The following is a 16,685-nucleotide window of genomic DNA, read 5'->3' as shown; positions in this document are numbered from 1 at the left end:
CTCTACTTTTGCCTAAATTCATCGCCGCTAAGCTTAACCCCTTGCCCCCTCAGGTCTCCCAAAGCTTAGTAACTTAGTACCCCTGTCCAGAACTTATGACTGTCCAGATCCCTTGGAAGTCAGTATAAAAATGCAGGACAGCCAATATCATCTTAACGAAGCCTATGTTTATGTTCCCACAAGGCCAAAAAATATAAATGCTACCATGCCTGATCTTAGATACGTTGACCTTGCCTTAGAAGGTGCAAAAGAAAACAGTATCGAGGAACTTGTAAGAAAACTAGAAGGTATCAAGCAGGATTACGCAGCCTAGAATCTTGCATTTCAAGGGTATATTCACGATACTAATATCTCTTAAAAACGTGAAGTCAATCACCTTAGCCGCAATGCACTACCTACCTCAGCGCTAAAATAAACGTAACCTTCAACGGTGGATGTCCCATGACGAACCGCTTAGACGTTGAAACCGCAATCAAACAACTGCCAGAGAGTGAAATTCGTGCCTTAGCAACCTGGCTTCAAGACTACCTCGACGAAATGTGGGATAGACAACTTGAATCCGACGTTGCCGCTGGAAAACTCGACCACCTAATCGCCCAAGCAGAAGCAGATATAGCCGCTAACAACAAACATCCACAATTTGCACACCTGACGAGTTAATGGGAGCTTAGACATGTGGAACGATGAAATTTCAGAAGAAATCTACAAAAGCCGAGAAGAACATGCAAAAGCCTTTGAGTATGACTTAAGGGCTATTTGTGAGGACTTACGGAAACGACAGGTACAAAGCGGCAGGAAAATTGTTTCTAAGCCCCTCAGAAAGCCTCGCCATAGAAATAATTCGTCACTATCTTCAATTAAATAGTTGAACTTGAGGGCTAATCATCATGTATGGATACGCTTGCGAGTATTGCGAAGGCACCGTTCAACCGCGAACCGTCAAACGCGAAGCATTCAAGCATAGAGATGGATTCGTCATTCTTGAAGACATTGTGATTGGTGTTTGCGACAACTGCGGCAACCGATACTATTCAACCGATATCCTTCATGCCGTCCATGCCGTTGCCACTGGATCTGTATCTCCTGAAAGAACCGAAAAAATTCCAGTTGCCCATCTAAAATCAGCCTAAAAACTCATGGACGAAGAAGGCATCGACTACTCCGATATTCCCCCCTTAACTGATGCATTTTTTGAAAATGCTACGCTGAGAATCCCCGCATCCAAGCTCATCAGTTCGTTGAAATGGACTGGAAGAAATATGACTGTCGCTAAATCCGCAGCACTAACCCTAGATGAGTTTCTGAGTTTACCAGAGACAAAGCCCGCTAGTGAGTATATCGATGGTGAAATCATCCCCAAACCAATGCCCAAAGCTCGCCATTCAAGACTTCAGGGTAAAATAATCAACGCGATTAATGAGGTGACAGAAGCACAGCAAATTGCCTATGCTTTTCCAGAATTACGTTGCACCTTTGGTGGTCGCTCCATTATTCCAGATATATCCGTCTTTCGCTGGGACAATATTGCCCTAGATGAAAATGAAGAACCATTAGATAACGTTCTTATTGCCCCGGACTGGATGATTGAAGTTCTCTCGCCAGAACAAAGTCCTAATCGGGTTACGGGTAATATCTTGCATGGTCTAAAACATGGTTGTCAACTTGGTTGGTTAGTTGACCCAGGAGATCGTTCGGTGATCGTTTTTCAGCCGCAACAACAGCCAGAGTTATTTCATCAAGACGATAAGCTAACCGTTTTAGAGGAAATTGATTTAGAGCTAACAGCCAAACAAATCTTTAGCTGGTTAAAAATGAAAGCAGAGTGAATAATCGTGTTTTTAGAATCCCATCCTACTGATGAAAACCAATGTAGAAGTTGACGAATCTCTCATGGCCGATGCCCTGCAAGCTACTGGCCTAACCGCAACCGATCAGGTCATTGAACTAGCCCTAACCCTGCTCATCCAAATTAAGCGCCCAGAAGCCATCCAAGCCTTTCGCGGCAAACTCTCCTGGGATGGCAACCTTGATGAGATGAGAACTTCCCTAATGCACCACCCGCATTTACCCACTAGAAACCCCTGAGTTACAATAAGAAAAACCTTAGGATCGGAGGGTTAATCTATGACAGCCCGACAACCCCGATATAGCAAAGAAGAATTTGCTCAACGTGGCAAAACGCTCTATGAAACTCAAGTGCGCTCCCAGGTTGAGAAAGATAACTTTGGCAAAATTGTAGCCATCGACATTGAAACCGGAGCCTTTGAAATTGCTAACGATAGCCTAACGGCGGCTAAGCAATTACTAAAACACCATCCTAACGCCCAAATATTTGGCCTGCGGATTGGATATCCTGCTGTACATCGCTTCGGATTGCACTCTCCAACAGCACCATGATTTCTGGCCGCGTCAATGAACAGCGAGAAGCCATCATTCAACTGGATATTCTAGGTGAGAACCAGCAGAGACAAGTTATTCAAGCTGTCATCGATACTGGATATACTGTTTCTAACGCTGCCTTATCGCATCATTTCAACCCTAAGCCTGACGTGGTACATGCAACGGTAGTGCATTAATGCACTACCCGTCAGGGAAGACGGCTTTGGTCTTGATGACCTTACGCAGAGAGCGATGGAGGAACTCAATGGCATGGGTGGTATAGATCGCCTTACGGATATCCATGGGGTAGGCAAAGAGGGAATGTTGTCCCAGTGGCGCAGCCAGATTTGGCTAATCGCCGGGTACTGCTCATCCCACTGGGTGGCGGATTGGTAGATGGGCTTGAGGTCGGCGAGAAGACCTCAAGCCTACGGTGTGGTGGGTGGAGGATCAGGGTTTTGAGCGAAGCACCAAGGCTACCCATCCGTCGCGATAGGATAGGCACAACCGCTGACCGATAGGATTTAGGCCATGGCAACAACGCGTTTGGTTGTGGGACTACTGGCGCTGGGGATCCTGCTGCTCTTGGGCCTGCAAAATTGGTCCCCCAGCTTGCCTTTGGTTTTCCTGGGTGGGCGCACCTTAGCCTTGCCCGTGGGTCTTTGGCTGGTGCTGGCCATTCTCCTCGGCGCATTGACCACCCTAGCCATGAATGCCATCGTGGGGCCACCCAATCGGGGTGAATCCTCGCGCAATCGTTACAAGTACGAACCTCAACCCTTCTACGAACCTGCGAACCCCAACGAGTCGTCCCGTCCTAGCGACTTTGACCGTCGCCAAGGGGTGAGATCCTCCGCAGATGCCGCCGCTCGATCTGCTGTCACCGATGGTTCCTGGCGCGATTGGACGGATCTGCAATCCCCCACCCAGTGGAACAGTTGGGACGATCACCGTCGCCCAGAGCCAGAGCCCCAGCGGACTCCAGCGGGGGCACCGCCGAGATCCCCGAATCCACCGCCCCCCCCAGCCGTACCCCGATCTCCCCTGAGTTGGTTTGGTCGTCGCCAAGACGATGGCCCAGACCCACGGGTGCAGGAATCTCTACGGGAAATCACCGACGACTGGGATGACGTCGATCCACGCCCCTACCGTCCCTCTGGCGTCAGCCCCGTGGAGGAAAGTCTAGAGGAAATCACCGAAGGCTGGGACGACATCGACGGTCGGCCAGCCTCCTACGGCCCAGAATCTCGCCCTACCAGGGACTACGACGTCCCCAAACCACCCACCCAGGTCTATCGGGACGGGTCAATTTACTCCTACAGCTATCGCGAACAGGCTGGTTCTGGACAAACCGACCGCATCTACGCCCCCCCCGACGATGTTTACGACAATAGCTACAATGGCGACGCCTATGATGACGAGGATTCTGATGCCCCCGATCTAGATGACGAGGGCGTTGTTGATGCCGATTTTCGGGTGATCATTCCCCCGCCCCCGGATGGATCGACCGAGGGAACAGCGTAGCCCTGGAGTCGGAGAGCGAAGGATAGAACCACAATCCGTCCCAGGCCAGATAGATTCCTGTTCCCTAGGTTCCCCTATCTTTTCGCAAACGTATTACTATATCGTTAAGTGGTAAATGTAGAGAGAATGCTATGGCAATTGACTGGTGGTATGGCCTGTTAGGTGGCGGGTTGATTGGCCTCAGTGCCACGGTACTGCTGGCCTTTAATGGGCGCATTGCGGGCATCAGCGGCATGGTAAACGGCGTGATGACCTTTGCCAGTGCGGAAAGCTGGCGCTGGATTTTCCTCGCGGGGATGCTGGGCGGTGGGGCGGTCTACGAATATGTTCTGGCTCCCAAACCCACCCCAACCTACGGGTTCACGCCCATCACCATGATAATTGCGGGCTTTTTGGTGGGCTTTGGCACCCGCATGGGTAATGGCTGCACCAGTGGTCACGGCGTTTGTGGGTTGGGGCGGCTGTCGGTGCGGTCGTTGGTGGCGGTGATTAGCTTTATGGTGGCGGGCTTTGTGACAGTGTTTGTCACTCGCCATGTTTTGGGATAGTCCTCTCCCCCAGCCCCTCTCCCAATGTAGGTGAGGGATTTAGGGTGAGGGCTAGATCCCGACAACCGAGAATGTTTGTGTTTCAGCCAATCAACAGAAATCAGTCGTTCACAAGGCACAATCCATGAAACTTCAGCAGCACATGATCACCCTCATCTCTGGTTTGCTCTTTGGCTTGGGCCTGGGCTATTCCCAAATGATTGACCCCGAAAAGGTGATTGGTTTCCTCGATCTCTTTGGATCGTGGGATCCGACCCTCGCCTTTGTGATGGGGGGAGCCGTAGCGGTGACCCTGGTGACCTTCCGGTTTATTCTCAAGCGGCCCCATCCCATTTTTGGCGGCAAGTTCTATGTGCCCACCCGCCAAGACATTGATAAACCCCTGGTGATTGGGGCGGTGCTGTTCGGCATTGGCTGGGGGATTGGTGGCTATTGCCCTGGCCCCGCTATTACGGCCCTGGTGCTGGGTTCCCTCAACCCGGTGCTGTTCATCGTGGCGATGCTTGCAGGCTCTCTGGCCTATAAGAGCCTGAGTGATCGCACCCCACCCCAGACGACTCCAACGCCGGAAAGTCCTGCCAGTTAAGGGCTAGACCGTAGAAAACAGGCTCCGGCAGGACGTTTGCGGCTGGTACATTTGTCGCTGGGGCATGGCCATCTCAATCCGGTGGATCCTGGATGAGGAACACTGCGGTTGCCAAAGTTCAAAGAAGGCTGAACTTGTTGGGGTAAGCTTAGGGATTGGCACTATCCTGATAAAGACTTCCCTATCACGCAACCTTCCAGTCCAGCCGTAGTTATGCACAACTTTCTGCCCATTGCCTATTTTGAAGGCCAATTTCGGGATTTTAACGACGCGAAGATCTCCATCGCCACCCACGCCCTGCACTACGGCACCGGAGCCTTTGGCGGATTGCGGGGCATTCCCGATCCCCAGCATCCAGGACAGGTTTTGCTGTTTCGGCTGGATCGCCACAGCCAGCGCCTCAGCACCAGTGCCCGGTTACTCAACTACGATCTCCCCGCCGAAACCATTCAATCGGTGTTGATCGACTTTGTAAAGAAGAACCAGCCCCAGGTGTCGTTCTACATGCGGCCCTTTGTCTACACCTCCGACCTGGGCATTTCTCCCCGGCTGCACCAGGTGGAGAAAAATTTCTTTGTCTATGGCTTGGAACTGGGGGATTATCTCTCGCCGGAGGGGGTCTCCTGCCGCATTAGCTCTTGGTATCGCCAGGAAGACCGCAGTCTGCCCCTGCGCGGCAAAATCAGCGGCGCTTATATCACTTCCTCCCTGGCCAAAACCGAGGCTGTAGAATCGGGCTTTGACGAAGCCATTTTGATGAATTCCCAGGGCAAGGTGAGCGAAGCCTCTGGCATGAACGTGTTTATTGTCCGCAACGGCAGGCTCATCACCCCCGGTTTTGAGCAGGACATTCTAGAGGGCATCACCCGCGACAGCATTCTCACCCTGGCTCGCGATCTGGGCATTGAGGTAGTAGAGCGCCCGGTGGACAAGACGGAACTGTTCATTGCCGACGAAGTCTTCCTCAGCGGCACGGCGGCTAAAATTACCCCGGTGCGTCAGGTGGAAACCTACACCACCCCCACCCATCGTCCCATCACCACCCTCCTGCGCGACAAGCTTACCGCCATCACCGAAGGCCGTGATCCCGCCTACGACCCCTGGATTTTCCGGGTGGCGCTGTAGTGGTCTAATACCAAATCCGAATTAGATAACCCCGGTTCCCAGCCCAGCAAACCTTAGGGGCGAGGTCTCCTCGACCGCTGATACCGGGGACAACCAAGCCGGATTGAGTATCACCGTCATGACCCAACGGTAGGAACCCAACCGTAGTGACCCAACTTTAAGGGAGCCACAACGTTCCGCAAAGCAACATCGCCTTGGCTCCACCTGCCTAGGTTTGGTATTCCCATAGGCGCAGGGTGCCGTCCCAGCCAGCGCTCACCCATCTGGGGATGCCATTGGATCTGGGCACCGAGCACACCGACCACACCCGCCCCTCATGGCCCTTGAGAATCGCGATCAGCTTACCCTGGCCGATGTGCCACAGCCGTACCGTGCCGTCGTTGCTGGCGGTGGCCAAGAACCGTCCATCCTCATTAAAGGCCAGACTGTTGATTGGGGCGCTGTGGGCTCGAAAGGCGGTAATTTGGCGGCCACTGTTGAGTTTCCAGAACCGCACGGTGCAGTCTGCCCCGGCACTGGCCAATAGCCAATTGTTGGGGCTCACCGCCACCGAAAGCACCTCGCTTTGGTGCCCTCGCAGAACGTGGTTACGCCCCTTACCCCGCAAACGGTAGAGGCGCACCGTGTGGTCTTGGCTACCACTGACCAGGGTGGTGCCGTCGGGGCTAACGGCTAGGGTGCGCACCCAATGGGTGTGGTCTGCAAAACGGTGGGTCTGGGTCAGGGCTTGATCCGCCATTCGCCACACACAAATGTGACTATCTTGGCCACCGCTGAAGAGATACCGCCCCTGGTGTCCAAAGGCAATAGCCCGCACCCAACACCCATGGCCTTGGTATTGGCCCAGATGTTCTCCATCGTGTAGACGCCATAGGGAAATGGCGCTATCGTTGCTGACGGTGGCAAAGCTTTGGCCATCGGGATGGATGGACACCGCCCGCACCCAGGCTCGATGGCCGCTCAAGGTATATAACAGGGTGCCCGTTGCTAAATGCCAGACCCGCACCGTTTTGTCGCCGCCGCCGCTCACCATCCAATTTCCATCGGCGCTAATGGCCACGGTGCGCACCCAGCTATGGTGCCCCGTCATCACTCGGGTGCAGGCCCAGCGATGGGCGGTATAGGGCGAAATCCTTGGGGGGGAGGGGATCCCCTCATCGGCGGGCTGCCCCATAGGGGCCATATCAACCAGGTCGAGGGGCTCTACCGGGTTGAGGGAACTATCGCTACCGAGGGCAGCCGGATCTAGATTGAAGCGATCACCCCAACCATGGCTTGGGGGCACGGAGTCGGAGGGAGAAGAATGCATGACGAGAGGGGGCTCAGGCTGCATAGGTCACATAGGTCTGCAATGGCAGTTGACTACACCCTGTCTGTATTCTATTTCCGAAACTCCCCTACCGACGAAGTTTCCTTCCCTCCATCGCCCCTGCTGGTTCAACGCTAGCGCCCACAGACAGGGTGAATGCCCCCCTGCTGGCAGATATACCCCAACTGGTCGGCATCGAGGTTCTGCGCCTTGGAAAAATCAACCGCCGCCAGGGCACTCCCCGCTTCGGGATCGGCTAGGGTGGCAATAAATCCGTCCACCGGGGGTGCAGCCGTCGTAAAGAAAACGGCTCCAGCAAAGTTAGCCCCGGTCAAATTTGCTCCGGTCAGCACGGTATCTTGCAGGTTGGCATTTTGCAAGTTGGCGTTTTGCAAGTTGGCGTTTTGCAGATTGGTCTGGGTCAAGCGGCTGTGGCTGAGATCCGCCTCCGTTAGGTTGGCCTCACTGAGGTTGGCATCCCGCAGGTCGGCGGCGTTCAAGTCAGCGCGGGCCAAGGTGGCTTGGGTGAGATTGGCCCCAGCCAGAATCGCCTCTCTCAGGCGGGCTGCGGTGAAATTGGCCTGGGTGAGTTGGGCCTCGGTGAAATCGGCTCCGGCCAAACTGGTGCCCTGGAAGTGGGCCTGGTCTGCGGCGGCGGCGATGAAGAGAGCGCTGCTGGCATTAGCCCCTGCGAAATCGGCATACTGGGCCTGGGCGTTGCTGAGGTTGGCTCGCAGCAGGCTAGCATTGCGAAACAGGGTGTGGCGCAGTTGGGCTGCCACCAAGCTGGCCTCGGTCAGGTCGGATCGGCTGAAGTCGGAAATCCAGTCGTCAAAGGTGTCGTTACGACCATCTGGCCCTGGGTCGAAGAGGATCGCTTTGCGTAACCGCGCCCCAGACAATACCGCCTCCGTCCAGCGAATTCCAGCTAGGTGCTGTTGCTCTAGCACCAGGGTGAAGGTATCTGGCCCCTCCGGCACATGGGCCAAGTTGGTGCCGCTGAGGTCGGCCCCCTGGAACTGGCCACTGTGGAGAACGAGAATTTTGGCCAGGGTGCGCTTCACCGTACGCTGGCGCAGTTGGGCAATCAAGCGCTGGTCGGGGGCCAGGGCCACAATGTCGTTGGCCAGGGTAAGGTTGAGGCGCTGGAGGTGGGGCAGGGCGGGTGGCCCTAGGGTGACGAGGGCCTGCTGAATCGTGTCCATCAAAGCCGGATTCCCCGTCTGGGCCAAGAGATCGACCAGGAGCGTAATGGCCCTGGGATCTTGGCTGCTGGCCAGGGCCAAGGCAGCGGCCTGTTGATCCTGGAAGGTATTGGCCCTCAGGCTCAGGTTTTCCACCAAGGCCAAGAAGAGATCGTCGTTAGCCCTGGGCATCACAACAGACATAGGGCCAACCAGGGTTTGCCGCCGCAGACCATAGCCTAGGGCCAACGTCAGGACAACCCCCGCCATCCCCAGTGTCCAGCCCCAGGACAAGCCACGCCACCACCGCCGAGGCTGGGCTTCCTCCAGCGGGGACAGCACAATCGCTCGCAGCCCTCCCTCTTCCTGGGTCATGGTGAGCAGTTGGGCCTGGGCAAAGGGAAACAACCGATGGGCCGCTGTGGCCACCGTGGGCCGGACTAGGGCCGTTTGTGCCCCCAGGGGAGCCACGGTGCCATCGGGAGATAGATCCACCGTGGCAGTTTTGGCTTCGGCATGGTGAACGGGATGCTTGACAGGTAACTGCCCCCCCCGCAGCAACAGCACCTTAGTCCCCGCCAGGTAGTCGTGGCAGGCGCGTCGAGACTGGTTGGTAAACCCCGTGGCCCCCAGGGCCAGAGCGCAGGCCAGCACCATGCCACCCCCGGTCGTTGCGGTGAGCAGGGTGCCACTGCCTAGCCACACCAGATACGCCGCTCCTAGGGGACAACCCATTCGCCCCACGACCTCCCGCAGCAGTGCTACCCGATAACCGGGCATCCCGTTTTCCAGCGTCACCACTTGCAGCCCTAGCCAAGCCTTGGGCCAGCTTCTGCCGATTTTGGCCACCTGATGCAGATGTACGCCAGTCAGCGCGAGGGGCAGTAGCACCCCGCTAAACCAGAGCAAGTTGGTGGTTACGGGAACCGCCTGGATCAGGCTTGGTCGAGGCCGTCCCAGGGTGCGGGCCAGCCCCTCCTGTACCCCCTGAGACACTGGATTCAGCGGCACCAAATCGGCCTCGATCCGTTGGCGAACGACCTCTCCCAAGACCCAAGGCACCGCTGCCGATCCCACCAGTAAACCCACCTCCAACCCCCAGGCCAGCAGCCGCCGCAGAGCCAAGCTATGACGATTGGACAGCACCCCCGTCACCCGATCCGCCGAGACGGGAGTTGCCATGGATTGGGGATGGGAAGTCTGCGCCATAGTCCACGATTGGGTGATAGTGCCTTCTGTTTTAGCACCCCATAGCGATTCTGAGCACAGAACTTTAGCGCATCCCTTTGACACATCTCTTTGACACATCTACATGAAGATCGCCTAGGCCAACAGCAAGTGGCCCTGAAAGAACAAGACGAGGCACTCCGAAAACTGGCATAGCCCACTGGCCATCCTCATCGGGGCTACCTACCATAGAGATAAGCCACCAGGCTAGCCCCAAAGCCACTCAGTCTGAGGTGACTCACCGGAGCGATGCATTAGATTCTGGGCCAAGGAGGCCGTAGCGTGATGAAAACGGTTCGTCAAACCCTGGCCATGTCGGTCGTCGCCCTCACCATGGCCGCCGCCAGCGGGGCCGCAGTGGCTCAGTCCGTGGTTCCAACCCCCTTAACCCAACCGGTTCAAGCCCAGGGATCGGTCACACCTAGCCAGTCCTCCGCCTGTGGGTTCCTCTCCACCCAGGCCACCCAGGTGCTAGATGTGCGGGAAGACTTCGTTGCCGTTAATGTCAACGTGAGTGGTAGTGCTGGGATCACCCTCTTCATTGAAGGCCCCAACGGCTTTAGGGAGTGCCACACCACGAATGGTTCGGCGGGCACGGTCAACGCGCCGGGGCTGCTCAATCGCGGGCGCTACAATTTTTACGTTGGCAACACCAACCCCGTGGCCACCACCTACCAACTCACCATTAGCCAAGATTAGCCCCTAGGGTCATCTTCCCCTCCCGGCAGGGTGGGCGGGAGGTCTAGGGTGATGGTATCTGCGGTGATATCCACTACGTCCACCGCCGTGATGTCAATGGTGCCTGCTTCGGTCTGGCGCTGAAATCCATCGCGGGTGGTGGTTAGCACGGTGCCGCAGTTGGGGCATTGGGTGGCGGCCTTGTTCAATCCCGTCAGGGGTGCGGTGCAGACGGGGCAATTGGCCTGAACCAGGTTACGCTTCAGCCAAAACCGTAGCCCCACAAAGGCAAAGACGGGGATCAGGAGAATCAACACCACAATTACGGCCAGGGACTTAATCAGCCACCCCAGCCCCACCGCCCCCAGCAGCCAAATCACGCCAAACAGCGTGAGCCAACAGCCCAGCCCCGACAGATTGAACTGGATTTGGCGAAATCCGGGTTGGTTCACGACACCATCTCTCCATAACAAACCCCCGATAGACCCATGGTATTTCCCCACGGTATTCCCCTAGGCGAAACGGTTGCCTCCCAGCGGCACCCACCTGATCGTGGCCCGGTAGGCGAGCAAGACCGTCAATCGAGTGAATCTATTGTAGCGCTGGGCCTAGGCAAGACGATTAGGGGGCTGAGAGAGCGCCTCTGCCATCCGCTTAGCCAGGACTGAGGCGCTAAACTGGGCTAGGGCTTCCGTCCGCAGCCAATCACCTCGGCAGCGGGGATCTTGGCCCGTTAGCATCTCAATGCAGGCCGCTGCCACCGCATCCGCATCCCGGTGGGGAACTCGCCAGCCCAAACGCCCATCCTGCAAGGGATCCGCCGAGCCGTCCTGATCACCAGACAGCACGGGCATCCCACAGGCCATCGCCTCTAGGTACACAATGCCAAACCCCTCCTGGGAAGGCATTACGTAGGCATCGGCAAGACGGTAGTGATCTACCAATTTTTCCGTAGGCACAAACCCAGCAAACACCACCCGATCCGCCACCCCCAACGCCTGGGCCAAGGCGGCGAGGCGAGGCTGATCGTCCCCCCGACCAATCACCAAATACTTCACGGTGGGGAACGCCTGGGCAATGATGGGCAGCGCCCGAATGGTCACGTCTACCCCTTTATAAATGTCCCCCGACCACAGACGAGCCACAGTCATTAACACAGGGCCATGCTCTAACCCATAGGCCGCCACCAGGGCCGGATCAGCGGAGCCGGGGCAAAAGGTATCGCCATCCACAACACAGGGCACCATCCACACCCGTTTGGGATCAAGCTGATTGGCTGCACAGGCTTGATCCCGGCTATAGCGGCTAATCGCCCAGATTTGATCCGCTTGCCGCAGAGCCCGCTGCACCCTTGGCGGCTGAGGATACCAAACCTCTTTGCCGTAGGTAATGACAATGTAGGGGATCCGCCACAAGCGACAGAGAGGAGCGACTAAGGGCAACAGCAACACATGGCCACAGATCACCCGCTGGGATCGATGGCATAGCAGGGTTAGCACCAGAGCTATGAATAACCGCAACCGACCTACGACGGCCCAAGGACTGGCAAGCGGGTGAAACCGTAGGGAACCAAGCCTGTTATCGGGGAGGTCCTGGGGGCCATCGCGCAGCAGGAAAACGCTGGCCCCAGGAGCCTGAGGCCAACTCCCATAGGCTGTTAGTAGATCCCTTACGTAGGACTGAATGCCGCCCTCGCAGGAAAAAACTTCCAGGAAAATAAAAATGTTGCGCTGAGATGCCAAGGGGGTCACAGGAAAGATCGACAACCAGAGCAAGGTTAACAGGTTGAACAAGCGCCGTACTTCACAATGGAGAGGCAGTTGCGACCATCCTGCAAGCGCTGGTAAGTGACCCGGTCGGCAAGGCGACGCAGCAGAAACCAACCATAGCCCCCATTATCCAGCAGTTCCCCTGGCTGGGGTTCAGGTAAAAGGTCAGGGTTGAAGGGATTGCCCTGATCCCAAATCCGAATTTCCACACAGTCATTGGCCAGATCAAAATCAATGTTGATGGCGGTGTCCGGGGGCAGGTGGGCATGGGCATGGCGCACGGCATTGGTAAAGCCTTCAGTCAAGGCCAAACCGAGTCGGTCTCGATAGTTGACGACCCAGCCTAAGTCATCCTCTAGAGAACGACAAACCTCATTAAACCAACGTTGCACCTGAAAGACCAAGTCGAGTTGGCTGGTGACCTTAAGCCGTTCTTTCCGTACCGTCTTGACCATCTTCTACCTGCCCTAACGCCATGCCATTAGCAAGCCAAAAGCTTTTGCACCCAGTGCTTAAAGTTTGTGACTTTAAGTTTGTAGTTTTCTATACTCTCTACGATAAGTTTACCGAAAAAACACGCATCCATAAAAAAACTTGCGCAAAACTAAATAGTTCTACGCAAGTCTCAAGTATGTCAAAGTTCTATGAAGATCGGCTATCGACTGAGACGATGGTTCCAAGACCTAGAACAGGCCCAGGGTCAGGGATTCTTGGATGGGGAAGGTGGCCCCAATGCCCAGCCATAGGGTCACCAGAGTGCCAAACAGGAACAGGGTGGTGGCCACAGGGCGGCGGAAGGGGTTTTGGAACTTGTTGATGCTCTCGATAAAGGGCACCAGCATCAGCCCCAGGGGAATGGCGGTCATCGCGCCGATACCCAGCAGCTTGTTGGGCACAATCCGCAGAATTTGGAAGGTGGGGTACAGGTACCACTCCGGCAGAATTTCCAGGGGAGTGGCGAAGGGATCGGCGGGTTCACCCACCAGGGCGGGATCCAGCACGGCCAGGGCCACGCAGCAGGCGATGGAGCCTAGGATTACCACGGGGAAGATATAAAGCAGGTCGTTGGGCCAAGCAGGTTCGCCGTAGTAGTTGTGGCCCATGCCCTGCTTGAGCATTTCTCTGAGCTTAGGATCGTTGAGATCCGGCTTCTTAAGGGTTGCCATTCAAATGTTCTCCTCTTAAACAAAGTAGGTGAGGCCATGCCTCAACAAATTCGACGAGGCCATGCCCCAGCAAACACGGCAGGGAGTTTCCCCTAACCTAAATAGAATTGGATGAGTTGACCGATCATAGGGTGTCCCATCCCGATTCCCAAAATTCGTTAGACCTTGTTTACAAAGGCCCGGAGATGCCTTGCTTACGAATCATCAGGAAGTGCATCAGCATGAACACGGCAATGGCCCAGGGCAGAACGAAGGTGTGCAGGCTGTAGAAACGGGTGAGGGTCGCTTGGCCAACCGCTTCGCCGCCACGCATCAGTTCGACAACGGTGCCGCCCACCACGGGGATAGCGCCAGGAACGCCGGACACGATTTTCACGGCCCAGTATCCCACTTGATCCCAAGGCAGGGAGTAGCCCGTTACACCGAAGGTCACGGTGATCACGGCGAGGATCACGCCCGTTACCCAGGTGAGTTCGCGGGGCTTTTTGAAGCCGCCCGTGAGGTACACGCGGAAGACGTGGAGGATCATCATCAGCACCATCATGCTGGCAGACCAGCGGTGGATGGAGCGAATCAGCCAACCGAAGTTGACGTCGGTCATCAGGTACTGAACCGAGTTAAACGCTTCCGTTACCGTGGGTTTGTAGTAAAACGTCATGGCGAACCCAGTGGCGAACTGGATGAGGAAGCAGGTGAGGGTAATGCCGCCTAGACAGTAGAAGATGTTGACGTGGGGAGGCACGTACTTGCTGGAGATGTCGTCGGCTAGGGCCTGAATTTCCAGCCGCTCATTGAACCACTGATAGGCCTTAGAGTCGGTAACTTGCTTGGTAAACATGAAGCGGGAAACTCTATATATCAATAATTGCCATCAATGAAAAATGTAACATAGCCGTAACGGCAGAACGACCCTGACCCTGGTTGTTTCACCGGGTTTTTCCGGTGACGATACCCCAAGGATCGCCCCCAAACGGCTTAAATTGGCACTTTTGCCCAGTTCTGGATGAGAAATCGGCTTCACTTTTTTAACATTTTGTTACATTCTCTCTCAGAGGCTTAATCCAAAGGCTCTAGGCGGGTTGCCGTGGAATCGGTCAATATGAACAATAGGAAGCGCCTAAGGTAAGGTACAACCAACCTGGGGTGTCTCCCGGTCACTCGGTCAATATATAGAGAGAAAGTTCCTGGTGGCCCTCAACCCTCAATCCCTCTCCCCTGTTGGGCTACTCCTTATACACACGCCTCTGTGCTGCTTGATGCCTGGGTTGGATCCCCCCTAGCCCCCCTTGCTAAGGGGGGAACTGGAATCAAAGTCCCCCGTTGTAAGGGGGATTTAGGGGGATCTCCAAGGACTTACGGTAGGAAAACAAGGTGTGGATAAGCAGTAGCCCATATTGAAATAAGGAACGTTGACTTCCTTCCGGCTCCCCTCTCCTTCCTGGGAGAGGGGTTGGGGGTTAGGGCCAAGCTCAGGTAGAGGGAAGCCTTCTCTATAGAAGTTCGGATCAAATTCAGATCGAATTAAGACGACCCTGTGACAATTCTGTTCGTGGTTTGCGAGGACTATGAGATCACTGCTACGGCTGTTGGTGTTGGGACTATGTATTGCTGGGCTGGTGTTTGGGGCTGTGGGCGCAAGGCCCGCCTTCGCCCTGACCTCGGATCAGGATTTGGTGGCGGAAGTTTGGCGCATTGTCAACCGTGCCTACGTGGATGAGACCTTTAATCACCAAAACTGGTGGTTTATTCGTCAGCGGGCGCTGAAGCGCAATTTTGCCACCCACGAGGACGCCTACGATGCCATCCGCGAGATGCTGGCCAACCTGGATGACCCCTACACCCGCCTGCTGCCGCCGGATCAGTACCACAGCCTGCAAACCAACACCGCTGGAGAATTAACCGGGGTAGGGCTTCAGATTACCAAAGATGACGATCCGGGCTGGCTGCGGGTGATTGCCCCCATCGAAGGCTCCCCCGCCGAACAGGTGGGGCTACAGCCGAAGGATTTGATCCTGTCCATCGACGGTACCGCCACGACGGATCTGTCCCTGGATGAGGCGGCGGCCAAAATGCGGGGGCTGCGCGGCACCACGGTGATGCTAGAGGTTAGAAGCGACCAGGAAACCACCTCCCGCCAAGTGATGCTGACCCGCGATGTGATTACCCTCAACCCCGTCTATGCCCAGATGGACGTGACTCCTGGCGGTCAACTCGTGGGCTATATGCGGCTGAGCCAGTTTAACGGCAATGCAGCAGAAAGCGTGGCCGGAGCGATTCGGGATCTCGCTGACCAAGGAGCCGAGGGTTTCATTTTGGATCTCCGCAACAACCCCGGTGGGCTGCTTCAGGCCGGGATTGAAATTGCGCGGCTGTGGCTACCGGAGGGTACCATTGTCTACACCGTCAACCGCCAGGGCATTTTGGACAGCTTTGAAGCCTTTGGCCATGCCCTCACCGATGCGCCCTTGGTCGTCCTGGTGAACGAAGGCACCGCCAGCGCCAGCGAAATTTTGGCCGGAGCCTTGCAGGACAATGGCCGCGCCAAACTGGTGGGCAGCACTACCTTCGGCAAGGGGTTGATTCAGTCCCTGTTTGACCTACCCGATGGGGCGGGCCTTGCGGTAACGGTGGCCAAGTACGAAACCCCAGACCACCACGACATCAACCGCCTCGGCATTACCCCCGACCGCCTCGTCAAAGGTGTGCCCCTCAACCGCGACACTATCGCCACCGAGGCCGACCCCCAATACCAGGCGGCGCTGGAGATGCTGAGCCAGTCGCCTGTGGTGGTGGCAGAAGTACCCTAGGGAGAGGTTCTACGATGTCCAAGATTTCCCCCTCCTCGGCTTCATCGCCCAACCCCGCCTCTGGAGCAACCGATTCACCGTGGCGGCCCTCGTGGCTACATTGGCTAATTTCGGCGTTGAGTGGAACCGTCGAAATTGTCTAACGACACGCTTTGCGAACGAGAAACAAACCGCTTGGCTGAGGCAAGAAAACGCGAGGCTGAAGCGCGTGAACGAGACCTTAGCCGAGATCGATGCCAAATACGATGCCTTGCGGCGCAAGTCCGCTACCAACTCGACCCCACCGACGACCACCGACGAGCATTAGCCCTGGCCTTGGCGCAGCTTGAGGAATATCAGCAGGTGTTGGATTGGGATTCAGAACAGGGGCAAAACTAAAGAGT

General features: G+C 56.0%; 20 protein-coding genes and 1 pseudogene. 13 read left to right on the top strand and 8 right to left on the bottom strand.

The features are described 5' to 3' along the window. The first annotated feature begins 130 nt into the window (after positions 1–130). The 6 genes from H6G62_RS08530 to H6G62_RS08505 all read left to right on the top strand — a co-directional run bounded on the left by H6G62_RS08530 (position 131) and on the right by H6G62_RS08505 (position 2,397). Positions 131–313, top strand: a complete 183-nt coding sequence (locus tag H6G62_RS08530; protein ID WP_190494052.1) for a hypothetical protein — start codon at positions 131–133, stop codon at positions 311–313. A 128-nt stretch (positions 314–441) separates the two neighbouring features. Next, positions 442–660, top strand: a complete 219-nt coding sequence (locus H6G62_RS08525) for a hypothetical protein (RefSeq protein ID WP_190494050.1) — start codon at positions 442–444, stop codon at positions 658–660. 227 nt (positions 661–887) lie between these two features. Then, the gene (locus H6G62_RS08520; protein WP_190494048.1) at positions 888–1,130 is read left to right on the top strand and encodes a YgiT-type zinc finger protein; all 243 of its coding nucleotides are present in this window, start codon (positions 888–890) and stop codon (positions 1,128–1,130) included. Between the two features lie 129 nt (positions 1,131–1,259). Continuing rightward, the gene (locus H6G62_RS08515; RefSeq protein WP_190494071.1) at positions 1,260–1,826 is read left to right on the top strand and encodes a Uma2 family endonuclease; all 567 of its coding nucleotides are present in this window, start codon (positions 1,260–1,262) and stop codon (positions 1,824–1,826) included. Between the two features lie 31 nt (positions 1,827–1,857). Beyond that, on the top strand, positions 1,858–2,085 hold the full coding sequence (locus tag H6G62_RS08510; protein WP_190494046.1) for a type II toxin-antitoxin system VapB family antitoxin: 228 nt from the start codon (positions 1,858–1,860) through the stop codon (positions 2,083–2,085). A gap of 39 nt (positions 2,086–2,124) precedes the next feature. Next, positions 2,125–2,397, top strand: coding sequence for a hypothetical protein (locus H6G62_RS08505; RefSeq protein ID WP_190494045.1), 273 nt, complete (start codon positions 2,125–2,127; stop codon positions 2,395–2,397). 189 nt (positions 2,398–2,586) lie between these two features. Here the strand turns inward: H6G62_RS08505 and H6G62_RS08500 are convergent. Beyond that, positions 2,587–2,759 (bottom strand): annotated as a pseudogene (locus H6G62_RS08500) (transposase); the annotation flags it as partial. A 151-nt stretch (positions 2,760–2,910) separates the two neighbouring features. On the opposite strand from H6G62_RS08500, the gene H6G62_RS08495 reads away from it, so the two are divergent. From H6G62_RS08495 to H6G62_RS08480, 4 genes are all read left to right on the top strand, one after another. Further along, positions 2,911–3,903, top strand: a complete 993-nt coding sequence (locus tag H6G62_RS08495) for a hypothetical protein (RefSeq protein WP_190494043.1) — start codon at positions 2,911–2,913, stop codon at positions 3,901–3,903. Positions 3,904–4,034: 131 nt separating this feature from the next. Further along, complete coding sequence (locus tag H6G62_RS08490) at positions 4,035–4,451, top strand: YeeE/YedE family protein (protein WP_190494041.1); 417 nt, start codon at positions 4,035–4,037, stop codon at positions 4,449–4,451. Positions 4,452–4,575: 124 nt separating this feature from the next. Then, positions 4,576–5,037 carry a DUF6691 family protein gene (locus tag H6G62_RS08485; RefSeq protein WP_190494040.1) on the top strand — a complete coding sequence of 154 codons (462 nt, stop codon included), beginning with the start codon at positions 4,576–4,578 and terminating at the stop codon, positions 5,035–5,037. Between the two features lie 213 nt (positions 5,038–5,250). Continuing rightward, the gene (locus H6G62_RS08480) at positions 5,251–6,162 is read left to right on the top strand and encodes a branched-chain amino acid transaminase (RefSeq protein ID WP_190494038.1); all 912 of its coding nucleotides are present in this window, start codon (positions 5,251–5,253) and stop codon (positions 6,160–6,162) included. 208 nt (positions 6,163–6,370) lie between these two features. On the opposite strand, the gene H6G62_RS08475 is transcribed toward H6G62_RS08480, so the two are convergent. Together H6G62_RS08475 and H6G62_RS08470 are read right to left on the bottom strand one after the other, a co-directional pair. Then, the gene (locus H6G62_RS08475) at positions 6,371–7,471 is read right to left on the bottom strand and encodes a WD40 repeat domain-containing protein (protein WP_190494036.1); all 1,101 of its coding nucleotides are present in this window, start codon (positions 7,469–7,471) and stop codon (positions 6,371–6,373) included. 134 nt (positions 7,472–7,605) lie between these two features. Further along, a complete protein-coding gene (locus H6G62_RS08470) occupies positions 7,606–9,864 on the bottom strand; it encodes a pentapeptide repeat-containing protein (RefSeq protein ID WP_190494035.1) in 2,259 nt (752 codons plus the stop codon). 303 nt (positions 9,865–10,167) lie between these two features. Between H6G62_RS08470 and H6G62_RS08465 the strand changes: the two genes are divergently transcribed. Continuing rightward, on the top strand, positions 10,168–10,581 hold the full coding sequence (locus H6G62_RS08465; protein ID WP_190494032.1) for a hypothetical protein: 414 nt from the start codon (positions 10,168–10,170) through the stop codon (positions 10,579–10,581). On the opposite strand, the gene H6G62_RS08460 is transcribed toward H6G62_RS08465, so the two are convergent. The 5 genes from H6G62_RS08460 to petB all read right to left on the bottom strand — a co-directional run bounded on the left by H6G62_RS08460 (position 10,578) and on the right by petB (position 14,333). Beyond that, positions 10,578–11,012 carry a hypothetical protein gene (locus tag H6G62_RS08460; RefSeq protein WP_190494030.1) on the bottom strand — a complete coding sequence of 145 codons (435 nt, stop codon included), beginning with the start codon at positions 11,010–11,012 and terminating at the stop codon, positions 10,578–10,580. The two genes, H6G62_RS08465 and H6G62_RS08460, sit on opposite strands and share 4 nt — an antisense overlap. A gap of 156 nt (positions 11,013–11,168) precedes the next feature. Next, a complete protein-coding gene (locus H6G62_RS08455) occupies positions 11,169–12,059 on the bottom strand; it encodes a glycosyltransferase (protein WP_347239313.1) in 891 nt (296 codons plus the stop codon). 278 nt (positions 12,060–12,337) lie between these two features. Further along, complete coding sequence (locus tag H6G62_RS08450; protein ID WP_190494028.1) at positions 12,338–12,784, bottom strand: anti-sigma regulatory factor; 447 nt, start codon at positions 12,782–12,784, stop codon at positions 12,338–12,340. Between the two features lie 228 nt (positions 12,785–13,012). Next, positions 13,013–13,495, bottom strand: a complete 483-nt coding sequence (gene petD, locus H6G62_RS08445) for a cytochrome b6-f complex subunit IV (RefSeq protein ID WP_190494026.1) — start codon at positions 13,493–13,495, stop codon at positions 13,013–13,015. A gap of 169 nt (positions 13,496–13,664) precedes the next feature. Next, positions 13,665–14,333, bottom strand: coding sequence for a cytochrome b6 (gene petB / locus H6G62_RS08440; protein WP_190494024.1), 669 nt, complete (start codon positions 14,331–14,333; stop codon positions 13,665–13,667). A 727-nt stretch (positions 14,334–15,060) separates the two neighbouring features. On the opposite strand from petB, the gene ctpA reads away from it, so the two are divergent. Both ctpA and H6G62_RS27315 read left to right on the top strand, forming a co-directional pair. Continuing rightward, a complete protein-coding gene (gene ctpA, locus H6G62_RS08435; RefSeq protein ID WP_190494022.1) occupies positions 15,061–16,302 on the top strand; it encodes a carboxyl-terminal processing protease CtpA in 1,242 nt (413 codons plus the stop codon). 135 nt (positions 16,303–16,437) lie between these two features. Beyond that, positions 16,438–16,680 carry a hypothetical protein gene (locus tag H6G62_RS27315; protein WP_199324836.1) on the top strand — a complete coding sequence of 81 codons (243 nt, stop codon included), beginning with the start codon at positions 16,438–16,440 and terminating at the stop codon, positions 16,678–16,680. Positions 16,681–16,685: the final 5 nt, after the last annotated feature.

The sequence above is a fragment of the Phormidium sp. FACHB-1136 genome (assembly GCF_014697375.1).
In the GTDB taxonomy this organism is placed as follows: domain Bacteria; phylum Cyanobacteriota; class Cyanobacteriia; order Phormidesmidales; family Phormidesmidaceae; genus Nodosilinea.
Note: the sequence above shows the minus strand (reverse complement) of the source record. Positions and strands in the feature narration are given on the sequence as shown.